This is a genomic window from Mesorhizobium sp. 113-1-2, assembly GCF_016756475.1.
GTDB lineage: Bacteria > Pseudomonadota > Alphaproteobacteria > Rhizobiales > Rhizobiaceae > Mesorhizobium > Mesorhizobium loti_C.
This window is the reverse complement of record NZ_AP023242.1, coordinates 5,635,415-5,656,424: the sequence shown is the minus strand read 5'-3', so window position 1 is coordinate 5,656,424 and position 21,010 is coordinate 5,635,415. Positions and strand designations below refer to the sequence as shown.

The following is a 21,010-nucleotide window of genomic DNA, read 5'->3' as shown; positions in this document are numbered from 1 at the left end:
GCGCGTGGGTTTCTCGATAAGCTGGTTTGGCTTCCGCGGTTACGGGATCAAGGAAGCCGCGGCCTTGTTCGGCAGGGAAGTCGGTGGTTCGTCGGAAGATTTCGATGCCACGGTGAACGCTTATCGCAGCGAAAAGAACTGGGCGATTATCATCCTGGGCTACTGCAGCTTTCCCAATCCTCCTGACAGCTATCTGTCGGCGTTCTCGCAGGGCAGGGAAATGGTCGTCGTGCACATAGAAGAACATACTATGTTCGCTCGCGCCGAATTCTGGAGCAGCGGAAAGAACATCTGGAGGGTATGGCATACCGGCGACAAAAACGTCAGGGACCTTCATACCACAGGCGACCTTCCGATATCCTTTGAAGGCATGAGGCAGGCGGCCTTTTCAAAACAGGATGAAGATGCCGAAAGCCCGGGGGTCGACTTCGTTTTCGACATTCCTCTCGATCTTGCCGCAGAGTTGACGGGCTTCAGGCATGATGAGGGGGCGCCCGACAGGCTGTTCTTTGAGCTTATCGAGAAGCCCATCCAGAAATGAGCTGACAAGTTTGTTGCCATAGCTCTCGATGACGCAGTTCTTCGAAGGCGGCGGCTTGAACCATCAGCGAAAGTCCATTGATCCATCAGAACTTTGCGATGGTCTTGCAGAGGTTACTGGGCCATAGCGTTGGGCCATGGTCACTGAAGCAATTGCCTTGGACGCTGATTCACAGGCCCGTCGCGGCTTCCTGCTGGCGCTGGGGGCCTATCTCTTGTGGGGATTGCTGCCTTTCTACATGAAAGCGGTGGCGCATCTGCCGCTTGCCGAGGTCATTGCCCACCGCATCGTCTGGTCCGTGCCGATCGCCGCGGCGGTTTTGGTCTGGGCCGGCCGCACGGCGGACTTCAAGGCGGCCATTCGCTCGCCCCGCACCATCGGCATGGCGGCGCTGACGGCGGCGCTGATTTCGGTCAACTGGGGCATCTATGTCTGGGCGATCGCGGTCGACCGCACCGTCGAGACAGCACTCGGCTATTACATCAACCCGCTGGTGGTGGTCGTGGTCGGAGCCGTGCTGCTGGGCGAAAAGCTGGACCGGTTGCAGATCGCGGCGGTCGCGCTTGCGGCGGTTGCCGTCACGCTGCTGACGATCGAGGGCGGCAAGCTGCCCTGGGTGTCGCTGGCGCTGGCGTTTTCCTTCGCCGCCTACGGCTTCTTCCGCAAGACGCTGCCGATCGGCCCGAGCCAGGGCTTTCTGCTCGAAGTGCTTTTGCTGTCCGTGCCGGCTCTCGGCTACATCATCTACCTGATCACGACAGGGCAGGACCACATAATATCCAGCACCGGCACCGACACGGCGTTGCTGATCGGTTGCGGTCCGGTCACATCGGTGCCGCTGCTTCTGTTTGCGTTCGGCGCCAAGCTTTTGCGCCTCTCCACCATCGGTATCATGCAATACATCGCGCCAACGATGGTTTTCCTGATCGCGGTTTTGATTTTCAACGAGCCGTTCGGCACGGCACAGGCCGTTGCCTTTGCGCTGATCTGGGCAGCCCTGGCGATGTATTCCTGGTCTATGTTGACGAGCGCACGCCGGGCGGCTCGATAGGGATCTTCGCGCTTTGGCGCAAAGATGCCAGGTTGCGCTACAATCCCCGGCCAAGCCGCCTGACGAACAGATAGGTGGCTGCGGCGATAGCCACCGACACCGCCGTCACCGCCCAGAAGCCCACTGGCGTGTCGACCAGCGGCAGCCCGCCGACATTCATGCCGAACAGGCCCGATATGATGGTCATCGGTAGCAGCACCGCCGTCATGACCGAAAGAATGTAGAGCAACTGGTTCGACTGCATTGTCAGTTTCGCCATTAGCTCGTCCTGCAACAGCCTCGTGCGCGCCTGCAACTGCTCGCCGTCATGGTAAAGCGTCTGCGCCCGGTGCGAGAGCCGGGCCGCCATATCGTTGATCGGGTCAGGCAACTCGTCGCGATGCGAATGGTCGAGATGCCGAAACAGATTGGTGAGCGTCGCCATTTGCCGATGGATCACCACCAGTTGCCGGCGCGCCTCGACCAGCGCTTGCCGCTCATTGTGCCATGCGTCGCGCACGACGCGATCCTCGATGCCGTCGAGCGTGTCGCCGAGCTTGCCGAGCTCGGCCGACATGCCGTCGAGCGACTGGCCTGTGACCGCCTCGATCAGGTCCGCCGGCGAGCGGAATTTCCGTGATCCATTTTCCACCACCTTGCGGACCGCGTCGACCGACTCCAGCGGTTGCTTGCGGGCGCCGATCAGCATCGTGTCGTTGAAGGCAAAACGGAAATGGACGAGCCCGCGCGCCTCCGAAAAATCGTGCTTGAGGTCCGGCAGGTCGCCATAGAGCCAGCCATCCTCATAGTCGATGTGGCAGCCATGGCTGGGCGCCAGGAAAGCATCGCGCGCCGGGGTCGGCAGAGCCTTCTCGGCGCTGATCTCCTGGCGAGCGTGGAGGTCGGTGATCTGGTAGCTGCGCCAGGTCCATCGCGCCTGCGCAAGGTCCTTGGTGCGGGAGCCGTCGGCTGTGAAATGATAGGTAAAGAACAGCCCATGCTCATCGGGCAGATAGGGCGACAGGTCGGTGCCTTCCGGGGCGAGGGCGGTATCCATGGGCAGTGCCAAATGCAGGTTTCAATACGCCGCCGCATTGGCGGTCGCCTGGCCGCAATTTCTAGCACGTGCGAACCCGGTTCCGTGTGACGGTTTCTTGACAGCCGATCACAGTGTGTCGAGCAGGGAGAGGATCGATGCACCAGTTGCCGTCATCTTCGACGCTTGGATGGACTTCGCATCCACCGCAACGGGGCTGCAAGTCGTCGCCAACTGGGTGACGCGAGCAGTGCGTCGCGCTCGGCAAGAAGGTTGTCTCGATCATGCACCAATGCGTTCCGTTCGAGGCCGAGCTCACGATAGGCGCGGTTGATTGTGTCGCGCTCGCCGCGCAAATGGTCGGCCTCGGCCGCCGCCGCGGCGCCCACGACAGTGCATGCGTCATCGAATCTTGCCCGCATCAGGTCCAGCTCATCGCGCAATTCCTGGCTGTCGCCGTCGTCCGCCATGGCACATAGAATGTCGTAGGCAGCGCGGATCAGCGATGTCATATCCGGATGATTCTGCAGGTCCCCGACCGTTGCCCGTTCGTGATGCAGGTTCGCTGTCAGGAAACGCCCTATCTCGGTCTCCGCCTGGTCTAAGGGTGTCGGCCAGACGATGCCGGTCTTCTCCGCCGCGCGCTCGACATGATATCGCCAATCGATCAGGAATTGTTCGTGGCGAATGAAACAACGTGGCATGTGCCGCGAATGATATTCCGCATCGAGCAGGTGCCTCAGCCAGAGCAAAAGCGATTTTGCCAGCGGCAATCCATCCCGCCGCTCCAGCGAATAGGCGACCTCGAGAGGGTTGCGGAGCGGGAGCAAGGCCACCGGGTCGGTCTCCATCTCGGCAAGAATCGACGACATGAACGGAACGAACCGGCAGATCCTGGGATCCTTGACGAAAAACAGCGGCTCATCGCCGTACTCGCTTGCAAGGATCGCCTTGATCTTGTGGTGGTGACGCTCCGCCGCCAGCGATTGCAGCCATTGCGGATCGAGTGGCCGCCAGTCATGCCACGAGGAGGCTGCCGCTGTGAGCAGCTCGTCGTTGGCGAAATTGAGCGGGGTGCTTTCCCAATATCCCCGGGGATTGTTGCGGTCCGCGCGCAGTGGTTTTTTGGGGCGGGCCGATCCCAATGCGGCGATGGTGCCGGCAAGCATCGAGGTCCCGCTGCGGTGCATTCCAAGCACCAGGATCGCTTTTCTGCGGGAACGGCGCGGGCGATCGGGCATCGACGCGGCCTGTGGCGGCTCTTGCCGCAATGGCAGCCGGGCTTCGAGCCATTCGGCTATTCCCGCGGGCAGCGCCAGCGTTCCGTCCAGAAGCGGGTTCGCGGCAGCCGACTCCTCGTTGAACAGTCCATGATAGTGAATATGGACCAGCCGGGCCGGATCAGGCGCCGTGGCCGGGTTGAAGTTATGAAGCGGAAAATTATGCGTGGCCGGCAAAAGCCGCACGGAATGGTTGCCGGCAGTGGCCGCCAGTGAGAAGGCAGCCTGGCTCGTGCCCCAGAAGGCGGTGGCCTCTCCCTGCAAAATGCCTGTTCCGGTGCTGTAGGTTGGCTCGGCTCCGGCCCATGGCTTCATATTGGCCGCCACCAGCTTCCTGAAGATGTCTTCGGTGCGCTGAAAGAGGCCGCTCGTCCTTTTTGCGGCGATGAGCCCGCCATTGTAGCTGGCGCGCACCGCCAGGCCGTCGACGCTCGTGCGCACGATGGGCAGGTGCTCGTAGTCGACACCGGCAAGGGCGCATAGCTGTCGCCAATAAGCGTCGAATGGGTCACCAGGACCGGTCGTGCACATGCCCTTGCTGTCCACCGGGCGGGCAGCGGCGGAGCATGTACCCAACGAAAAGTCGGGCTCGGCTATGAATATCGCATCGCTGTCAAGCTGGATGATGACCGGCGGCCCGGACCGTCTTTCGGCATGAGCAAGGGAATGTATCCGGTATGAGGTGCCATATTGCGGACAGCAGCTGTCGACCTCGATTGGCAGATAGTCGACGCCGAGTTGCCCGAACCGGTCTATCGTCGACGGCGAGGGACGACGGCTGCTTCTGGGCGAAACCGCCGTTATCCGGGATCGGGAATAAGAGCCGGCGAAACATCTTATGCTTTCGCACAGCAGCAGGGCCTGCGCTTCAAGAATGCCCGCCTCGGCAATCAGCACGAACTCGACGTCGTTTTCAGATCCATCGGCTTTGGCTTCGGTAACGGGTTCTCGGCGCGGGGCAGGAGATGGAATTGCCGGGCGCTCATTCCTGGCGACGCCGATCTTCTGGATGACGACTTGCTCTCCTCGGTACAGCTCGCGGTATTGGCCAGCATGTACCGACAGGAAGCTGTCGATCCCGAGTTTTGGACGCTCGACCTCGTTGGCAAAGAACGTCCATTCGTAGTCGTCGAAAATGACGATCCCGCCGTCCCGCACCATCGGCCAGGAGAACACGGCATCGGCCTGGACATCGGCGCTGTGATGGCTGCCGTCGACATAGACGAGGTCGAAACGCCGCTCGTCGGTGATAAGGCGGGCCAATGCCTGGGACGAGGGACTTTTGATCTTCTCGACCCGTTTGCCGAACGCGGCGAGATTGCTGTCGAAGCGTTGCTCGACATGCGCAAGCGGGTCGCTCCATTTCTGCCGCAAGGTGTGTTCGGGACTGCCCCCGAATGTATCGATGCATGTCAGCCGGCATTTGCCGAAATAGTTGAGAAAGAAGATCGCCGACCGGCCCTCCCAGGAGCCGATCTCGAGGACATCGAGAGGCTCGTCGCGGCGCGACTGGAGCAGTGTGGCCCAGAGGGGAAAGAAGCGCGAAGTCCAGTCGGTCGAAAGGCTTTTGCCTGCAAACCAGGCAGAATAATCAAGGTCCATAATTCTCACTCTTTACGGCAGACGGCACCCTTCGGTTTCCAGAAATCTGTTCCTCGTCAATTGGGGCAGTATCAGTTCAACTGCCTCTCTTGGGCAACCACGCCTTGAGCCCGATTGCCAGTCGCTTCGTCACCGCACCGGCTACGGTTCGCCAGTCGAGCGGCCAGCACAGATAGCAGATGCGCAGCATCCCGGTGAAACCCGGCAGCGGGCTGGCCAGCATGCGCGCGACGATGGCATGGGCCAGCTGCCTTGCTGCAACCGCATCCTCCGTGCGCCTGAAGGGCCGCGACGCTGCAAGGAAAGCCTTGAATACGCCAAGCAACTTGCCGTAGGCGGCGGCGCGTCGGTCGACGGCGATCACGTGCCCGCGGATGAACTGGGTGAGGTCCTGGGCGAAAGCGTCGTCATAGAGGTCATAGGTCAAGCCGAGGCGCGCCCATGATGCCTGGCGGATCGGATGCGTGCGATTGCGGGCATTCGTTGCGTTTGTCGCGGTCAGCCCAAGTGCGTTCAGCCGGTAGCGCGTGAGCGGTTCGGCAAGATTTCGCGCCCGGCACAAAGGCAGCATGTCGAACCACAGATAGTGGTCCTGCGAGACCAGTTCATCGATCCTGTAGCGCCCGGCGGCCTCGAAGCAGCTGCGGCGGTAGGCGACCGTCGAATGGTAGAAAGGATTGTGGAACAGGATCGTCCAGCGAATCTCCAGATCCGTCTCGGGCATATGCTGCGCACCGACGACGCGGTCGGCTTCGTCGATCAGCGTCACAGCGTGTCCGACGAGGCCAAGTTCGCTGTCTTCGTCCAAGGCCGCGACCAGTCGGCCGACATGCGCGGGCTCGGCGATATCGTCCGCGTCGAGGCGCAGGATGATCTCGCCTCGGGCCGCCTCGATGCCGCGATTGGCGGCGGCGGCGGTGCCGAGATTGGTCGGATTGATGACCAGCCGGATGCGCGGATCGCGACGCGCCAGTTCCTGAAAAACCGCGTCCTGGCCCGTTCCGTCATCGACGATGATGAGTTCGAGATCGTTGAACTCCTGGGCCAGGATGCTGTTGACCGCTGCGTCGAGAAAGCGCTGGTCCGTATAGACGGTCATGACGACGGAAGCGCGTGGAACGCGATCCGCGTTGCCGCCTGTTCTGTCCGCCACCGTTCAATCCCCCTTGCGCATCTCTCCGATAACCAACCATCAGATTCGCCGCAAATGGAAATCGCCGGAGCGTTCGTGAGGCTCTGAATTGCCGCTCGACCCGCGGCCGGCGGTGAGCGCCGCCGACCGCACCGTCCGATGTGGTTCAGCGCTTCGGCCCAAACCCGGGGTAGGGGTTGAGCGGCACGATCGCGGCGATGTTCATCATGCCGGCCTTGATCAGCGGCAAAGTGGCGAGATGGCCGCGCACTTCGGCGTCGTCTGCGGCCTCGAACATCAGGCCGCTGCCGGGAATGTCGCCACGGTTCCAGACCTGGCGCACCGCGCCTTCGGCGTAGAGCGCGCGCCGCTGCTCGGCCTCGCCGGGCAGAAGCGGTGCGAAGTCGGCGTCGCCAAACTTTTCTGTGTTGCGGGTGAGAAGGGCGAAGAACTGCATGTCGGTCTCCTTGGTTGGGATGGCCGACTATCCCTTTTGGCTGGTCAGACTGTCCAAGACTGATTAGGCTAAAGTTGAGACCTGTTGGGACGTAAGCCTGGGATAAAATGTTCGACCTGCGCCAGCTCCGCTACTTCGTCACCGTCGCCGAGACCGGCAATGTCGGCCGTGCGGCCGAACTGCTGCACATTTCGCAGTCGCCGCTCAGCCGGCAGATCATGCAGCTCGAGCAGCAGCTGGGCGTTGCGCTGTTCGAACGGGCAAAGCAGCGGGTCCATCTCAATGCCGAGGGCCGCGCCTTCCTCACCGAAGCCCGCGCGCTGCTTGCCAATGCGCGACGCGTGGAGGAGTTCGGCCGCAACCTCGCCAGCGGCGCCGTCGGCCGTCTCGCCATCGGTTATGTCGAGGGCGCGGTGCATGCCGGCCTGATCGGCGGCATGCTCAGGCAATTCCGCCGCGAGCGGCCGCAATTGCATCTCAGCCTGATGAGCCTGCGCTCTGCCGCGCAGTTGGAGGGGCTGCGCCAGCGCACGCTCGATCTCGGCCTGATCTATTCGCCGCCGCCGGCCGATTATCCCGAAATTGCTTCGATTCTAGCTCGCCGCGAACCGCTGGTGCTGGCGATCCCAGAGGGCGATGCGCTCACCGCTCTTGCCGACATCCGCCCGCATCATCTCGACGGCCGCACCTGGGTAACCGTGGTGCGCCAGCCCGCCGACACCAACCGTGGCCAGTTCCTGGCCGCTTGCATCGAGGCCGGCTTCGTGCCCGACATCGCTTATGAGACGGCCGATCCCTTGACCTCGCTCGGCCTGGTCAGCGCCGGACTGGGGCTGGCGACGGTGCAGGAGAGCCTGCGAAGCGCCGCGCCGCCGGGAATCGTCTTCCGCGACCTTCCCTGGTTCAAGCGCAGCGTAGCGATCCATCTCGCCTGGCGGCGGCAGGATCGGCGGGCGGTGATTGCGGATTTGCGGAAGGCAGTAGGGCAGTAGGCAAGCCCTATCCCTACATTTTGTCGATCACCGACTGCATGCCCTCGGTCGGCGCGTCGACGGAGGAGCCTGCCACCATAATGGCGGCGACGATGGCTTCCGGATCGTTGATCACCAATGGCTGAACGCGTTTTGCAGTATGGATGAAGCCCTCTGCCGCCATGTGATCAAGCAACGACAGCATCGGGTCCCAGAATCCATTGATATTGCCAAAGACGATCGGTTTGCGGTGATGGCCGAGCTGTCCCCAGGTCATGATCTCGACGATCTCCTCCACAGTGCCGATGCCACCAGGCAGCGCCACAAAGGCGTCGGATTTCTCGAACATTCTGTGCTTGCGCTCGTGCATGTTGTCGGTGATGAGGAGTTCATCGAGCCGGTCGAGCGCGGTTTCTGTTGCTTCCTTGTTGATGAGGAAGCGGGGAATGATGCCTGTCACCTTGCCGCCGGCCTTGAGCGCGCCTTCGGCGACTGCGCCCATAATGCCTTTGGTGCCGCCGCCATAAACCAGCCGCAGGCCCGCTCTGGCAATTGAGCGCCCAAGCAGGTGTCCGGCCTTCGCATAGATTTCATCGCGGCCCGGAGACGAGCCGCAATAGACGCAGACGGATCGAATCGTGTTCATACGGATGATTGGTGATTGGGTCTGAAAGCGTGGTCAAGCCCCGGGGTGGGCTTTTTCTTGTCGGCTTTGGCAAAACACGCTAGACCGGCGTTAGGTGGCTAAGGGGTAGGGAAATATGGCAATTAATCCATTGAAGGCGTTCCTGTTCGCGGCGGGTGGGACCGTCGCGGCCGCGGGAACGGCCTATGTATCGGGCGCACTGGACCCGTATCTTCATCCAACGCCGCCGGCGCAGGTTGCGGCCTTGACGCCACCAGAGGCGCCGAAACCGGCTGATCCCGGCACGGAAGGTCGGCTGCCAGCGCCTGCGGTGCCGGCCGCTCCCGCCGCGGCGCCCCAGACGGCGGCTCCGGCAGCACCTGCGACAGAGGCTCCAGCAGCGCCCGCAACCGATGCGGCGGCTCCGGCCGCACCAGCAGCGGCCGGCCCGATCGCGCCGACTTTCGATGTCGTGCGCGTCGAGAGCAATGGCTCGATCGTCATTGCCGGAAATGCAACGCCCAATTCAAAGGTCGAGATCCTCAGCGGCACGACTGTGCTTGGTTCGACCGTGGCGGGGCCCGATGGCGCTTTCGTCATCGTGCTCGACGATCCGCTGAAGCCGGGCGACTACACAATTGCCCTGCGTTCGGCGGTCGGCACGGTGGTGACCGTCTCGGTGCAGACCGCCGTTGTTTCGGTTCCCAAGAATGCCGCCGGCCAGGTGCTGGCCATGGTCGAGGAGCCGGGCAAGCCGGCCGAACTGCTGACGGTTCCCGCGCCCGAGACCAAACCGGCAGCCCCTGCTACCGGCGACCAGGCTGCCGCACCGGCTGCCCCGGCGCCAGCTCCGGCCGCCGAAGCGCCCGCGACTGCTGCTTCGGCGCCTTCCGCACCGGCCCCGGCCGTCGTCGAGACGGCACCGGCCCCGGCCGCTCCGGCAACATCGCCCGCGGCAGCCGTGGCCGAACCAAAGATCGTCGTCGAGGCGGTCGAGATCGACGGCAACAAGATCTTTGTCGCCGGCCTCGCCGATCCGGGCCGCAAGGTGCGTGCCTATGCCAACGACATCCTGCTCGGTGACGCGCAGACATCGCCGGACGGTCATTTCCTCGTCGAAGCGAAGCGCGACATTCCGGTCGGCAGCTATACCATCCATGTCGACGGCCTCGATGCCGACGGCGTGAAGGTTGTGGCCCGCGCCGCCGTGCCGTTCGAGCGTGAACCGGGTGACGCAGTCGCCGCCGTAGCACCGGCCGAGACCAAGCCTGCAGAGACCAAGCCGGCCGCACCTGCAGCCGCCGAAGCGCCTGCCGCTCCGGCTCCTGCGGCGCCTGCCGTTGTCGCGGCTGCTCCGGCCGAGCCCGCTCCGGCCGCACCTGCCGCCGAGGCACCGGCCGTTGTCGCTGCGACCACGCCGCCAGGCGACGTGCCGGAGGTTGTGTCGCCCAAGCTCGAACATGCCGACGGCGCCGTCATCATCCGCCGCAACGACACGTTGTGGCAGATCTCGCGGCGCGTTTACGGCCACGGCGTGCGCTATTCGACCATCTACCTCGCCAACCAGGACCAGATCAGGGATCCCGATCGCATCTGGCCCGGGCAGGTGTTCAAGGTGCCGGAAAAGTCCAAGGAAGGCGAAGCCGCCGACCTCAAGGCAATGGGCGAGCAGGCAACGACGGCGCCGGCCAAGACGCAGTAGAGGCCCACTTCGATCAGCTGGCATCGCCTGCTTGATTGGAGTGAAGCGCGAAGCCGGTTGCACCGGAATCGCCCAGCTCAGGGCGGAGATTCATACTCGGGATGAGATAATCTCCGCCATTTTGGCGACGGTATGGGATGGGCGTCGTCGTCGCTAGTGTCCGCATCCTGTCGCGCAGGCGTTCAGCCACGGGTTCGAAGCCGGTCTCGTCCAGACGATCGACCTTGTAGACCACGAACGGCGGAAGCACGTCGTATCCGGGGTAATAAAGGATCCCGTGATTGATCGGGAACAGCAGGTCGTCGATAGGGCCGTTGATCCCGCGGGGCGTATAGTGCTCTTCCCAGCCTCCGGCGGTCACGATCAACATCGCTCGTTTCCCGACAAGGGTCCCCTCGCCATAGCGATCGCCCCAGCGCCGATCGCTATGCTCGCCAACGCCATAGGCGAATCCGTAGGCGAACACACGGTCGACCCAGCCCTTGAGGATCGCCGGCATGGCGAACCACCAGAGCGGGAACTGCAGGATCAAGGTGTCGGCCCACAGGAGTTTCTCGATCTCGGCCTTCACATCGCCGGTTAGCGTGTCGGCCTCGAAACCCTTCTTGGAAGCCGCGACCGGGATGAGCCGTGCATCGGGTTCCAGTGATGGGAAGTCGGCGCGGTCGACTTCGGATTTCCAGCCATCGGCGTAGAGGTCCGATACGCGCACCTCATGCCCTTGAGCCTCGAGTTCCCTTATGGCGACGTCACGAAGGGCGCCGCTCAGCGAGCGTGGTTCAGGATGGGCGAAGACAAGCAGGACTTTCATGGGTCAGATCCAATGTTGAGGAAACTGACGCAAACGTAGCCAACGACGGTACGATCCACTATATGCAGGTAATGCATAATATTGTGCCGAATAATGGATAAGTCAGACATTACATTCGAGCGTATGCGTAGCTTCGTTCGCGTGGCCGAGCGTGGCAGCCTGTCGGCGGTCGCGCGGGAACTTGGGGTTGGGCAGTCGACGATCACGCGGCACGTGCGGGAGCTCGAAGAAGCGGTCGGCGTGCCTTTGCTCAGCAGGACGACCCGGCGTGTCACGATGACCGCTGAAGGCAGCCGCTATTATGCCAACAGCGTCCAGATACTGCGTCTTGTCGAACAGGCCAGCGATGAGGCCCGGGGCACGCGTGGCGCGCCCGCCGGCACGATCAGGATAAGCTGCACGGCGGCCTTCGGTGTCTTGCACGTCAGCCGGCTGATCTTCGCTTTTCAGGACCGTCATCCTGACATTGGCGTTGACCTCAGCCTCACCGATGAGCGGGTGGATCTCGTCCGCGAGGGTGTCGATATCGCGCTTCGCCTCGGGCCGCTCACGGACAGCTCGTTGAAACTGCGGGCCCTTGGCCAGTCGCGGCGTCTGCTCGTGGCCTCTCCGGATTATCTGGCGGCGCGGGGAAGGCCGGCCGTCCTCTCGGATCTGTCCCGGCATGAGGGTATCCGGATGTCGAATGTGGCGGGTAGCGAAACGCTTGTTTTGCAGGGCGCCGGCGGCGAACGCCATACGGTGCCTTTCGCGGGGCGGCTGCGCATCGATCATGGACTTGCCGCGCGGCAGGCCATGGTCGCTGGTCGAGGGATCGCGCCGGCGCATCGATGGCTTGTGGACGATCTCCTGGCGGCGGGCTTGCTCGAGACGATCCTGACGGATTATTCGCTGCCGTCCGTCCCGCTGAACATGTTGATTGTCCCGGAGCGCGCGGGCGTCGCAAGGGTCCGCTTGCTGGTCGAGTTTCTGGCGGAGCAGATTGCCGCTATTCCTGGGATCGAGAAATCCGTCTCAAAGGACTAGCCGCCGTCCGATCTGCCCGGAAGAGTAGCTTGCGGCGGTGCCGTCCATCGTCTATCGCCGATGAACGATGGCAGAATCCACCCTTGAACCAGACCGCGCGACCAGCGCTCTACCCAACCGCATCTCCGACAGCCGTGCTGTTGCGGCGCGATTTGCGGCGTTGTCGCATCCGGCACGCATCGAGATACTGAAGCACCTCTCGGCCAGCAATTCCTGCTGTTGCCGCGAGGTCGTAGACCGTTTCGATCTGGCGCAGTCGACGGTCTCGCAGCATCTGAAAATCCTGGTCGAGGCCGGCCTGGTCCGCTTCGAGCCCGACCGCCAGCGCTCGCGCTATGCCGTCGATCGCGCAGCCCTTGCCGATGTATCGGCATCGCTCGCCGCTCTCGTCAATTCCTGCTGCTCCGGCCGCTGACCCTCTCACCCAAAAGGCAAGAAAAGTGGCCGAAAAAACCGTCTCCGCCGACACCTCAACCCTTACCACATTGCGCAACCTCTGGCCCTATATGTGGCCAGCCGACCGTGCCGATCTCAGAGCGCGCGTCACCTGGGCAACGCTGCTGCTGGTCGTTGCCAAGCTGACGCTGGTTACCGGTCCCTATTTCTTCAAATGGGCAACGGATGCGCTGGCGGGAGGCTCCAAAACACCACCGCCGCTGCCGTCTTTCCTGCTTGCCCCGGTCATGCTGGTCATCGCCTACAATGTGCTGAGGCTGGTCCAGCTTGGCTTCAACCAGTTGCGCGACGCGCTGTTTGCCCGCGTTGGCCAGCATGCGGTGCGCCAGCTCGCCTTCCGAACCTTCGTTCACATGCACCAGCTGTCGCTGCGGTTCCATCTGGAGCGCCGCACCGGCGGCCTGTCGCGCATCATCGAGCGCGGCACCAAGGGCATCGAGACGATCGTGCGCTTCATCATGCTCAACACCGCGCCGACCATTCTCGAATTCGCGCTGACCGCCGGCATCTTCGGCTTCACCTATGGCTGGAAATATGTGGCCGTGGTGGCGATCACCGTCTGGCTTTATGTATGGTTCACGGTCAAGGCCAGCGACTGGCGCATCTCGATCCGTCGCGACATGAACGACAGCGACACCGACGCCAACACCAAGGCGATCGACTCCCTGCTCAATTTCGAGACCGTCAAGTATTTCACCAACGAGGCCATGGAAGCCGACCGCTTCGACCGCTCGATGGCGCGCTATGAGATCGCCGCCACCAAGACCTGGACCTCGCTCGGCTGGCTGAACTTCGGCCAGGGCGTCATCTTCGGCATTGGTACGGTCGTCGTCATGTGCATGTCGGCGCTGGAAGTGCAGGCCCACACGCAGACGGTCGGCGATTTCGTCTTCATCAATGCCATGCTGGTGCAGCTTTCCGTGCCGCTCAACTTCATCGGCTTCATCTACCGCGAAATCCGGCAAGGCTTGACCGATATCGAGCACATGTTCGACCTGCTCGACGTGCCGCAGGAGATCGTCGACAAGCCGGACGCCAAGCCGCTCACCGTCGGCGCGGGCAAGGTCGAGTTCCGCGACGTGCATTTCTCCTATGATCCGAACCGCAAGATCCTGAAGGGTGTTTCCTTCGAGGTGCCGGCCGGCAAGACGGTAGCCATTGTCGGGCCGTCGGGTGCCGGCAAGTCGACCATTTCGCGCCTGCTGTTCCGCTTCTACGACGTGCAGGCCGGCCAGGTGCTGATCGACGGCCAGGACATCCGGGATGTCACCCAGGACAGTTTGCGCGCGGCACTTGGCATGGTGCCGCAGGACACGGTGCTGTTCAACGACACCATCGCCTACAACATCCGCTACGGCCGCGTCGGCGCGAGCGAGGAGGAGGTGCGCAAGGCCGCGGAACTCGCCCAGATCGGGCCGTTCATCGAAAAGTTGCCCGACGGCTACAAGTCGATGGTCGGCGAGCGCGGGCTGAAGCTCTCGGGGGGCGAGAAGCAGCGCGTGGCGATTGCCCGCACCATCCTGAAGGCGCCGCCGATCCTGATGCTCGACGAAGCCACCTCGGCGCTGGACAGCCACACCGAGCAGGAGATCCAGGCCGCTCTCGATCTGGTCAGCAAGGGTCGCACCACCATCGTGATTGCCCACCGTCTGTCGACGGTGATTTCCGCCGACGAGATCATTGTGCTGAAGGACGGTCAGATCGCCGAACGCGGCACCCATGTCGAACTGATGCGCAAGCACGGCCTCTATGCATCAATGTGGGATCGCCAGCGCGAGGCGACCGAAGCCGAGGAGCGGCTGCGCCTCGCCCGCGAGGGCGACGAACTCGGCGTCATCGTTCGCCGGCGGACCTCGGAGGTAAATTGATTTTTATGCTTGACCTCAACTTAAGTTGAGATTGTACGCCGTTCCTGGAGCCCGAAAACCCCATCATCCAGGAACGGAACAATCGAAATGAACGACATAAATCAGAACGTTAACGGCGGCAGCGTGTTCAGGGTGGACAAGTTCGTCGTCCCCGCCGCCTCTCGCGAGGAGATCCTCGTCAAGGTCAGGACGACGCATGAATTGCTGCGCCAACAGCAAGGTTTCGTGCAGGATTTCCTACTTGAGCAATTTTCAGGGCCAGGCGAATTCAACCTGGTGACGATCGTCGAATGGGAAAGCCAGGCGGCCGTCGACAAGGTCGTGCCGATCGTCAAGGCTGCGCATGAGCGCATCGCGTTCAACCCGCAGGAGACGATCGCCCGGCTTGGGGTGCGCGCCGACATCGCCAACTATCAGCGGATCCCGGGACTGTAGGTTTCGTTCCTAGGGCCAGCCGGCGCCAGGTGCCGGCGCTTCGATGCTGAGCACCTGGCCGGTGCGGGCGTCGCTGACCATGTGCTCGAAGCCGCGCCACTCGGCGGCGGCGATGAACAGCGTTTTCCTGTCCGCGCCGCCCAGCATGCAGGCAAAGCAGCCGCGATCGGCGGTGACGGTCTGCAGCACCTCGCCGCCTTCGCGCACCCGCACGCAGTGCTTGTTGGGAACATCCGCGTACCAGACCGCGCCTTCGGCATCGAGGCAGATGCCGTCGGGATAGCCGTCGAGATCGGCCCAGGTGCGCCGGTTGGAGAGGCTGCCGTCGGCGGCGATATCGAAGGCGGTCAGCCGGTTGCCGTGGGATTCGGCAAGGATCAGGGTCTTGTTGTCCGCAGTCACCGCCATGCCGTTGGCAAAGGCGATGTTGTCGGCCACTTGCCGTATCGCGCCGTCCGGCGTGATCAGCACGATGGTGCCCGGGCCGAAATACTCGCCAGCAGCCGGCGCCGGCCCGCCACCATTGACATAGATGTTGCCGCGCCCGTCGACGACGATCTCGTTCCACGGGCTTTTCGACAGGCCGCGCAGATCGGCATGAGTGACGAGCCTGCCATCGGCTTCCTGCCGCAGCAGCAAACCTTCGCGGCCTGAGACGACCAGCAGCCGTCCATCCGGCAGCCAGTCGATGGAATAGGGCAGGACAGCCGGTACGGTGAGCATGATTTCGCGGTTGCCTTCGGCATCGACCGCTATGATCTCGCCCGTGCCCCAGTTGCAGACCCACAGGCGTCCGTCATGCCAGCGCGGCGATTCCCCGAAGGCGAGGCCGGCGGTGACCAGATGTGGTGGGGAGACCGATTGTATCGGCATGGGGAACTCCTTGTGGATCTGTCTCACCAAGGACGGGCGAGGGGTCTTCTTTCCGACAGCCGCTTTGTTAGTTCGTTCAGGAAAGATTGCCGGCAGGGCGTTGGCGCCGCGTAATGGCGGCTTGTCGTCGAGCCCGCCAGCCGCAGCCAATGCGGCTTCGCCGATTGTTGCGTTGCGGCGAGGGGGGCTTTCGGCTATTGAGGCCGGACTTGAAACGGAGCCAGCCCCAGCCCGATGAGCCTTGTCGATACGGTCAAGAACGCGTTCGTACCGATCCATCGCGAAGGCTATCCCTTTATCGCGGCCTTTGGCGCGGCGACGCTTTTCCTCGGCTATTTCTCCTCGATCCTATTCTGGATCGGCCTGATCCTGACCGCCTGGTGCGTCTATTTCTTCCGCGATCCCGAGCGCGTCACGCCGGTCGATGACCGTCTGGTGGTGAGCCCCGCCGATGGCATCATTTCGGCCGTAGGACCAGCCGTGCCGCCGCGCGAGCTTGGCCTCGGCAATGTCGAGATGACCCGCATCTCGGTGTTCATGAATGTCTTTTCCTGCCATGTGAACCGCTCGCCCGTGCGCGGCCGCATCGCCAAGATCGAGCATCGGCCGGGGAAATTCCTCAACGCCGAACTCGACAAGGCCAGCACCGAGAACGAGCGCAACGGCCTGGTCATCGAAAGCCCCAACGGCACGGTGGCGGCCGTCCAGATCGCCGGCCTGGTGGCGCGGCGCATCGTCTGCTGGGCCGAGGCCGGCGGCTCGATCGGCACCGGCGAGCGTTTCGGCCTGATCCGCTTCGGCTCGCGTGTCGACGTCTTCCTGCCCTTGACCGCGACGCCGCGCGTTGCCGTCGGCCAGACGGCGGTCGGCGGCGAAACCGTGCTCGCCGAATTCGGTGGCGTCGCCGGCACTCCTCTTGTGCGGATTTCCTGAGCCTTGGGCGCGCCGTTCAAGAAATTCGAGGCTCATGCCAGCGGCGGTCCGCGCATCCGCGAGATCCCGATGCGCATGGTGCTGCCCAATCTGGTCACCGTGCTTGCCATCTGCGCTGGCCTGTCCGGCATCCGCTTTGCCTTCGAAGACCGCTTCGAGACGGCGGTGGTGATGGTGCTGCTGGCTGCCTTTCTCGATGGCATCGACGGTCGGCTTGCACGCATGCTGAAGGCGACTTCGAAATTCGGCGCGCAGATGGATTCACTCGCCGACATCGTCAATTTCGGTGTCGCGCCTGCTCTGGTGCTCTACGCATTCCTGCTCGACCGCGCCGGCTCGCCGGGCTGGATCGCCGCCCTTCTGTTCGCCATCGCCTGCGGGCTGAGGCTCGCCCGCTTCAACGTGCTCGACGACGAGAAGGCCGAGCGTCCGCTGTGGCAGTCGGAATATTTCGTCGGCGTGCCGGCGCCGGCCGGCGCGGTGCTGGTGATGCTGCCGCTCTATCTGTTTTTCCTGCGGCTCGGGCTGGAGCCAAGCCGCCTGGCCGCCTTCGTCGCCACCGGCTTCACCATCCTGGTCGCCTTCCTTCTGGTTAGCCGGCTGCCTGTTTATTCCGGCAAGAGCATCAAGATTCCGGGCGACAGGGTGCTGCCGGTCATTCTGGCCGTCGTGCTCTACATCCTCTTGCTGATGACCTATCCCTGGTACACGCTGACGGCGTCGGTCGCGGGCTATCTGATCTTCCTGCCGTTTTCCGTGCGCGCCTACTCCAAGCGCGCCAAGCTCGAGGGCGAGAAGGTACCGCCTTCGGACATAGGGTAGAACCCTAAGCAGCCACACCCAGGCCCAGCCTGTCGATCGCCAGCTTTCTGGTCGAGACATAATCGGTCTTGCCGGAACCCAGCACCGGGATTTCCTCCACCTTGACGATGTCGTTGGGCACCATCAGTTCGGCGGCCCCGGCCTTCTTGCCGAACTGGCGCAGCTCTTCGGGATTGGCATCGTCGGCGGTGGTGACCAGCACGATACGCTCGCCGCGCCTTTTGTCCGGAACCGCCACCGCCGCGTGGCGTTCCTCCGGCCACAGCGATTGCACCAGCATCTCGACGGCGCCCAGCGACACCATCTCGCCGGCGATCTTGGCGAAGCGCTTGGCGCGGCCGCGGATGCTGATGAAGCCTTCGCGGTCGACGGCGACGATGTCGCCGGTGTCGTGCCAGCCGGTCAGCGGTTGCAGCTCGCCGGGACGATCCGCGGTCATATAGCCCATCATCAGGTTTGGTCCATCGAGCCACAATTGCCCGGCATCCGAGATGCCCTCGACCGGCTCCAGCTTCATGCGCATCGCCGGCAACAGCCGCCCGACCGTGCCGTCGCGGCCATGGATCGCGGTGTTGACGGCAACCACCGGTGCGGCTTCGGTCAAGCCAAAACCTTCGATGATCTCGGCCTGGAAGCGCTCGCGATAGACGCGGCGCGTTTCCGGCTTCACCGCCTCGGCGCCGGCAACGACGAAGCGCAGGCTGGAGAAATCGCCGTCCTTGGCGGTGCGCGCATAGTTGGCGAGGAATGTGTCGGTGCCGAACATGATCGTCGGTTTCACCTTGCGGGCGATCTCGGGGATGATCTTGTAGTGGAGCGGCGAGGGGTAGAGGAATAGTTTTACCCCGGTGACCAGCGGCAGGATGGTGCCGCCTGTCAGGCCGAAGGAATGGAACACCGGCAGCACGTTGAGCAGGATATCGGCCGGCGAGATGGTGATGCGCGCCTCGGCCTGCATGGCGTTGGCGAGCAGGTTCCTTTGCGACAGGACAACCGCCTTGGGGGTGCCTTCGGAACCCGAGGTGAACAGGATCACGCCCGGCTTGGCCGCATCCTGCCGCTGCAGCGGCCAGCGCCACAGCAACGCGGCGGCAAGCTTGTCCAGCGCGGTCACGCTGGTCCGAACATCTTCCAGCCACAGCAGCCTGGCGCCGCCCTTTTCGACCGCGGCGACGATATCGGCGAGATCAGCCTTCTCGACGAAGGCCCGTGAGGAAATGACGGTGCGGATGACAGCCGTGCGCACGGCCGCCGTGACGCTCGCCGGCCCGGCGGTGTAATTGATCATTGCCGCCACCCGGCCCGCTGAGAGAAGGCCGACCAACGACAGCACGACACCATTGGCGTTGGGCAGCATCACCCCCACCGCTTCGCCCGGTGCCGTCACCGCCTCGAAGCGCCTGCCCAGCACGCGCGCGCCGATGAACATCTTGCGGTAGCTCAGCGCGCCCGAGATGACATCCTCGATGATCGGATGCGAGGCGCCGACCCTGGCCGCCGCATCGCGCATGGCCAGGAACATGCCGCGGTCGAGGTTGGTGCCGAAAAGCCGCGCTTCGGCGACGCGGTCGAACAGCGCATTGGTGTTCGAGGCCTGGTCCGGGTTGCGCGCCACCAATTCGGCGATGGTCATCGGCTCCAGCACACTGATCGACAGCTGTGGAAACCAGTGTCGCGGCGCCTTGTCCGCCGGCGTCAGCGACACAGGCAGGCTGCGCGCGCCGGCAACGAAGATCGGCACGATGCGGGCGTCGGCCTGCATGGCGATGCGGGTGACGGCGCGAAACAGCCGAAACGTCTTGACGTCGGGCTCGACCGCATCCGGCAGGTAGACGGCGAGCCGCCCCTTGCCCTTCAGCACCCGCACCAGCCGGCGGCTGACGAAAAGATGTTCGGCATTGAAGGCAATGGTGCGGCCAAGCTCACGCCAGGGTTCGAGCCAGGGCGAACGCGCCGAGACCTCATCGAGAATGTGCAGCGTGTCGTCCGGCAGCAGCGACAGCATCAGCGCCGGTTCGAAGCGCGACTGGTGCGAGATGACGTAGATGACGGGAGCCTGCGCCTTGCGTGCGATCCCGATGCGGTTGTCGCTGATCCGGTAGGCGAGCTTGAACGGCACGTAGAGCAGCGCCTGGGTGAAACGCAGGCCGAGGCGGAATTTCTCCACCACGCCGATCAGCAGCCAGGCCAGGGCAAGACCCGCAAGCAGCGCCAGTGTCAGGATCATGCCGCGTCTCTCCCAACGTTTTTGTCATCACGGCTCTGCGGCCGCTTCGGAGGCAGAGGGTAGCGGAAGTGCGCGCGAGGTCAATGCGGACTGATGCGGTGCTTCGATCGCCACTTGAAAGGTTGCGACACATGTCGTAAATAAACTGACACGTGACGTAGAAGTGAGCATGGCCAGTTTCCCGACGGGGTTTGCGGAAGCACCACACATGGAGCCGGAGTTCGAACGGCTGGTCGACCTGTTCGGCGGGCCGAAGGTTCTTGGATCCTCGGTATCCAGCCCGCTTGAGGCCCATGAAATGATCTTGCGTGGAATTCCAAGCCAGGCCTTGGAAAGCCTTGTCAGGCAACTGACCGTTATTGATGCTGATGCCTTCGAGGCGGCATTCGGCATGAGCGAGCGGACATTTCAGCGTCACAAATCGGATCACTCCCGGACGCTCAATCGGGAGCAAGGCTCACGGACCTGGAATTTTGCCAGGGTCCTCACCAAGGCCACGTCCGTTCTGGGAAACCAGGAAGCGGCTGAAAAATGGATGATTGAGCCCGCCATGGGCTTGGACAACCGGCGACCGATTGATCTCTTGGCCACGGCGGCGGGCACCATCCTTGTCCAGGAATTCCTCGAGCGGCTCGACTATGGTGTCTACGCGTGACGCCTTTGCCGGGCTCTCTTGGGACGGGAGAAGTCCTCGGCTGGAGACTTGATCACAAACGCTTCCAGGCAAGTTGGCACAGCGGTGAGGGGGCCTTCAAACTCGGTGGACGATGGAACAGCAAAGGGGTCAGGGCCGTATATGCGTCCATTGACCCCTCGACCGCCATTCTCGAGGTGGCCGTCCACAAGGGGTTTCGGACGCTGGATACGGTTCCGCATGTGCTGACGGCATTCGACATCGCCGATCCATCGAAGATTCATGTGGTGGAAATTGACGATATTCCAAACCCAAACTGGATGCGCCCCGGCATTCCCAGTGCAGGACAGCAGCAATTTGGTGACGGCCTGCTGGCAAAACATTCCTTGGTTTTAATTCCCAGTGCGGTATCCCCGCACAGCTGGAACCTGGTGTTCGACCCCGGCCAAGCGGCCGGTCGTTACAGGCTACACCTCCAGGAGGATTTCGCCCTCGATACAAGGTTTCATCCTCCTGCCAGGTAGCCGTTCGGTCGGAGCGGGCGCAGGA

20 protein-coding genes are annotated in these 21,010 nt (G+C 63.2%); 12 read left to right on the top strand and 8 right to left on the bottom strand.

The annotated features are described in order from the left end of the window. Positions 1-4 precede the first annotated feature (4 nt). Together JN279_RS27675 and rarD are read left to right on the top strand one after the other, a co-directional pair. Positions 5-541, top strand: coding sequence for a hypothetical protein (locus JN279_RS27675; RefSeq protein WP_096456370.1), 537 nt, complete (start codon positions 5-7; stop codon positions 539-541). 136 nt (positions 542-677) lie between these two features. Next, positions 678-1,592, top strand: coding sequence for an EamA family transporter RarD (gene rarD, locus JN279_RS27670; RefSeq protein ID WP_096456372.1), 915 nt, complete (start codon positions 678-680; stop codon positions 1,590-1,592). A 37-nt stretch (positions 1,593-1,629) separates the two neighbouring features. On the opposite strand, the gene JN279_RS27665 is transcribed toward rarD, so the two are convergent. The 4 genes from JN279_RS27665 to JN279_RS27650 all read right to left on the bottom strand — a co-directional run bounded on the left by JN279_RS27665 (position 1,630) and on the right by JN279_RS27650 (position 7,078). Then, positions 1,630-2,628, bottom strand: a complete 999-nt coding sequence (locus tag JN279_RS27665; RefSeq protein ID WP_202350749.1) for a transporter — start codon at positions 2,626-2,628, stop codon at positions 1,630-1,632. A gap of 152 nt (positions 2,629-2,780) precedes the next feature. After that, positions 2,781-5,489: a class I SAM-dependent methyltransferase gene (locus tag JN279_RS27660; RefSeq protein ID WP_202350748.1), complete on the bottom strand. Its 2,709-nt coding sequence runs from the start codon at positions 5,487-5,489 to the stop codon at positions 2,781-2,783. A 76-nt stretch (positions 5,490-5,565) separates the two neighbouring features. After that, the gene (locus tag JN279_RS27655; protein ID WP_202350747.1) at positions 5,566-6,642 is read right to left on the bottom strand and encodes a glycosyltransferase; all 1,077 of its coding nucleotides are present in this window, start codon (positions 6,640-6,642) and stop codon (positions 5,566-5,568) included. A gap of 145 nt (positions 6,643-6,787) precedes the next feature. Further along, entirely contained in the window at positions 6,788-7,078 is a 291-nt protein-coding gene (locus JN279_RS27650; RefSeq protein ID WP_202350746.1) for a muconolactone Delta-isomerase family protein, read from the bottom strand. 107 nt (positions 7,079-7,185) lie between these two features. On the opposite strand from JN279_RS27650, the gene JN279_RS27645 reads away from it, so the two are divergent. Continuing rightward, on the top strand, positions 7,186-8,070 hold the full coding sequence (locus JN279_RS27645) for a LysR substrate-binding domain-containing protein (protein ID WP_202350745.1): 885 nt from the start codon (positions 7,186-7,188) through the stop codon (positions 8,068-8,070). Between the two features lie 13 nt (positions 8,071-8,083). Here the strand turns inward: JN279_RS27645 and JN279_RS27640 are convergent, their stop codons facing one another. Then, positions 8,084-8,695, bottom strand: a complete 612-nt coding sequence (locus tag JN279_RS27640; RefSeq protein ID WP_096456384.1) for an LOG family protein — start codon at positions 8,693-8,695, stop codon at positions 8,084-8,086. 115 nt (positions 8,696-8,810) lie between these two features. On the opposite strand from JN279_RS27640, the gene JN279_RS27635 reads away from it, so the two are divergent. Next, positions 8,811-10,376 carry a LysM peptidoglycan-binding domain-containing protein gene (locus JN279_RS27635; RefSeq protein ID WP_202350744.1) on the top strand — a complete coding sequence of 522 codons (1,566 nt, stop codon included), beginning with the start codon at positions 8,811-8,813 and terminating at the stop codon, positions 10,374-10,376. 13 nt (positions 10,377-10,389) lie between these two features. On the opposite strand, the gene JN279_RS27630 is transcribed toward JN279_RS27635, so the two are convergent. Continuing rightward, positions 10,390-11,187 carry an NAD(P)H-dependent oxidoreductase gene (locus JN279_RS27630; RefSeq protein ID WP_202350743.1) on the bottom strand — a complete coding sequence of 266 codons (798 nt, stop codon included), beginning with the start codon at positions 11,185-11,187 and terminating at the stop codon, positions 10,390-10,392. Between the two features lie 93 nt (positions 11,188-11,280). Here JN279_RS27630 and JN279_RS27625 point away from each other — a divergent pair, with 93 nt between their 5' ends. The 4 genes from JN279_RS27625 to JN279_RS27610 all read left to right on the top strand — a co-directional run bounded on the left by JN279_RS27625 (position 11,281) and on the right by JN279_RS27610 (position 14,972). Continuing rightward, complete coding sequence (locus JN279_RS27625; protein ID WP_202350742.1) at positions 11,281-12,213, top strand: LysR family transcriptional regulator; 933 nt, start codon at positions 11,281-11,283, stop codon at positions 12,211-12,213. A gap of 67 nt (positions 12,214-12,280) precedes the next feature. Continuing rightward, the gene (locus JN279_RS27620; protein WP_202350741.1) at positions 12,281-12,628 is read left to right on the top strand and encodes an ArsR/SmtB family transcription factor; all 348 of its coding nucleotides are present in this window, start codon (positions 12,281-12,283) and stop codon (positions 12,626-12,628) included. A gap of 25 nt (positions 12,629-12,653) precedes the next feature. After that, positions 12,654-14,537: an ABCB family ABC transporter ATP-binding protein/permease gene (locus tag JN279_RS27615; protein WP_202350740.1), complete on the top strand. Its 1,884-nt coding sequence runs from the start codon at positions 12,654-12,656 to the stop codon at positions 14,535-14,537. 87 nt (positions 14,538-14,624) lie between these two features. Further along, a complete protein-coding gene (locus JN279_RS27610) occupies positions 14,625-14,972 on the top strand; it encodes an antibiotic biosynthesis monooxygenase (RefSeq protein ID WP_096456396.1) in 348 nt (115 codons plus the stop codon). Between the two features lie 9 nt (positions 14,973-14,981). Here the strand turns inward: JN279_RS27610 and JN279_RS27605 are convergent, their stop codons facing one another. After that, the gene (locus tag JN279_RS27605) at positions 14,982-15,845 is read right to left on the bottom strand and encodes an SMP-30/gluconolactonase/LRE family protein (protein ID WP_096456398.1); all 864 of its coding nucleotides are present in this window, start codon (positions 15,843-15,845) and stop codon (positions 14,982-14,984) included. Positions 15,846-16,079: 234 nt separating this feature from the next. On the opposite strand from JN279_RS27605, the gene JN279_RS27600 reads away from it, so the two are divergent. After that, positions 16,080-16,778, top strand: coding sequence for a phosphatidylserine decarboxylase (locus tag JN279_RS27600; RefSeq protein WP_096456400.1), 699 nt, complete (start codon positions 16,080-16,082; stop codon positions 16,776-16,778). A 3-nt stretch (positions 16,779-16,781) separates the two neighbouring features. Next, on the top strand, positions 16,782-17,600 hold the full coding sequence (locus JN279_RS27595) for a CDP-alcohol phosphatidyltransferase family protein (RefSeq protein WP_095204975.1): 819 nt from the start codon (positions 16,782-16,784) through the stop codon (positions 17,598-17,600). A 4-nt stretch (positions 17,601-17,604) separates the two neighbouring features. On the opposite strand, the gene JN279_RS27590 is transcribed toward JN279_RS27595, so the two are convergent. Further along, positions 17,605-19,827 carry an AMP-binding protein gene (locus JN279_RS27590; protein WP_202350739.1) on the bottom strand — a complete coding sequence of 741 codons (2,223 nt, stop codon included), beginning with the start codon at positions 19,825-19,827 and terminating at the stop codon, positions 17,605-17,607. A gap of 169 nt (positions 19,828-19,996) precedes the next feature. Here JN279_RS27590 and parS point away from each other — a divergent pair, with 169 nt between their 5' ends. Further along, on the top strand, positions 19,997-20,482 hold the full coding sequence (gene parS, locus JN279_RS27585; RefSeq protein WP_096456404.1) for a type II RES/Xre toxin-antitoxin system antitoxin: 486 nt from the start codon (positions 19,997-19,999) through the stop codon (positions 20,480-20,482). Then, entirely contained in the window at positions 20,479-20,985 is a 507-nt protein-coding gene (locus JN279_RS27580) for an RES family NAD+ phosphorylase (RefSeq protein ID WP_096456406.1), read from the top strand. The genes parS and JN279_RS27580 overlap by 4 nt, the downstream gene beginning before the upstream one ends. The last annotated feature ends 25 nt before the right edge of the window (positions 20,986-21,010 follow it).

What these genes read in the sequence shown, in the direction of transcription:
- JN279_RS27650 (WP_202350746.1), bottom strand. Translation starts at nt 7,078, where the DNA reads ATGCAGTTCTTCGCCCTTCTCACCCGCAACACAGAAAAGTTTGGCGAC.
- rarD (WP_096456372.1), top strand. Translation starts at nt 678, where the DNA reads ATGGTCACTGAAGCAATTGCCTTGGACGCTGATTCACAGGCCCGTCGC.
- JN279_RS27660 (WP_202350748.1), bottom strand. Translation starts at nt 5,489, where the DNA reads ATGGACCTTGATTATTCTGCCTGGTTTGCAGGCAAAAGCCTTTCGACC.
- JN279_RS27665 (WP_202350749.1), bottom strand. Translation starts at nt 2,628, where the DNA reads ATGGATACCGCCCTCGCCCCGGAAGGCACCGACCTGTCGCCCTATCTG.
- JN279_RS27600 (WP_096456400.1), top strand. Translation starts at nt 16,080, where the DNA reads ATGAGCCTTGTCGATACGGTCAAGAACGCGTTCGTACCGATCCATCGC.
- parS (WP_096456404.1), top strand. Translation starts at nt 19,997, where the DNA reads ATGGCCAGTTTCCCGACGGGGTTTGCGGAAGCACCACACATGGAGCCG.
- JN279_RS27620 (WP_202350741.1), top strand. Translation starts at nt 12,281, where the DNA reads ATGGCAGAATCCACCCTTGAACCAGACCGCGCGACCAGCGCTCTACCC.
- JN279_RS27640 (WP_096456384.1), bottom strand. Translation starts at nt 8,695, where the DNA reads ATGAACACGATTCGATCCGTCTGCGTCTATTGCGGCTCGTCTCCGGGC.
- JN279_RS27630 (WP_202350743.1), bottom strand. Translation starts at nt 11,187, where the DNA reads ATGAAAGTCCTGCTTGTCTTCGCCCATCCTGAACCACGCTCGCTGAGC.
- JN279_RS27645 (WP_202350745.1), top strand. Translation starts at nt 7,186, where the DNA reads ATGTTCGACCTGCGCCAGCTCCGCTACTTCGTCACCGTCGCCGAGACC.
- JN279_RS27625 (WP_202350742.1), top strand. Translation starts at nt 11,281, where the DNA reads ATGGATAAGTCAGACATTACATTCGAGCGTATGCGTAGCTTCGTTCGC.
- JN279_RS27635 (WP_202350744.1), top strand. Translation starts at nt 8,811, where the DNA reads ATGGCAATTAATCCATTGAAGGCGTTCCTGTTCGCGGCGGGTGGGACC.
- JN279_RS27610 (WP_096456396.1), top strand. Translation starts at nt 14,625, where the DNA reads ATGAACGACATAAATCAGAACGTTAACGGCGGCAGCGTGTTCAGGGTG.
- JN279_RS27590 (WP_202350739.1), bottom strand. Translation starts at nt 19,827, where the DNA reads ATGATCCTGACACTGGCGCTGCTTGCGGGTCTTGCCCTGGCCTGGCTG.
- JN279_RS27605 (WP_096456398.1), bottom strand. Translation starts at nt 15,845, where the DNA reads ATGCCGATACAATCGGTCTCCCCACCACATCTGGTCACCGCCGGCCTC.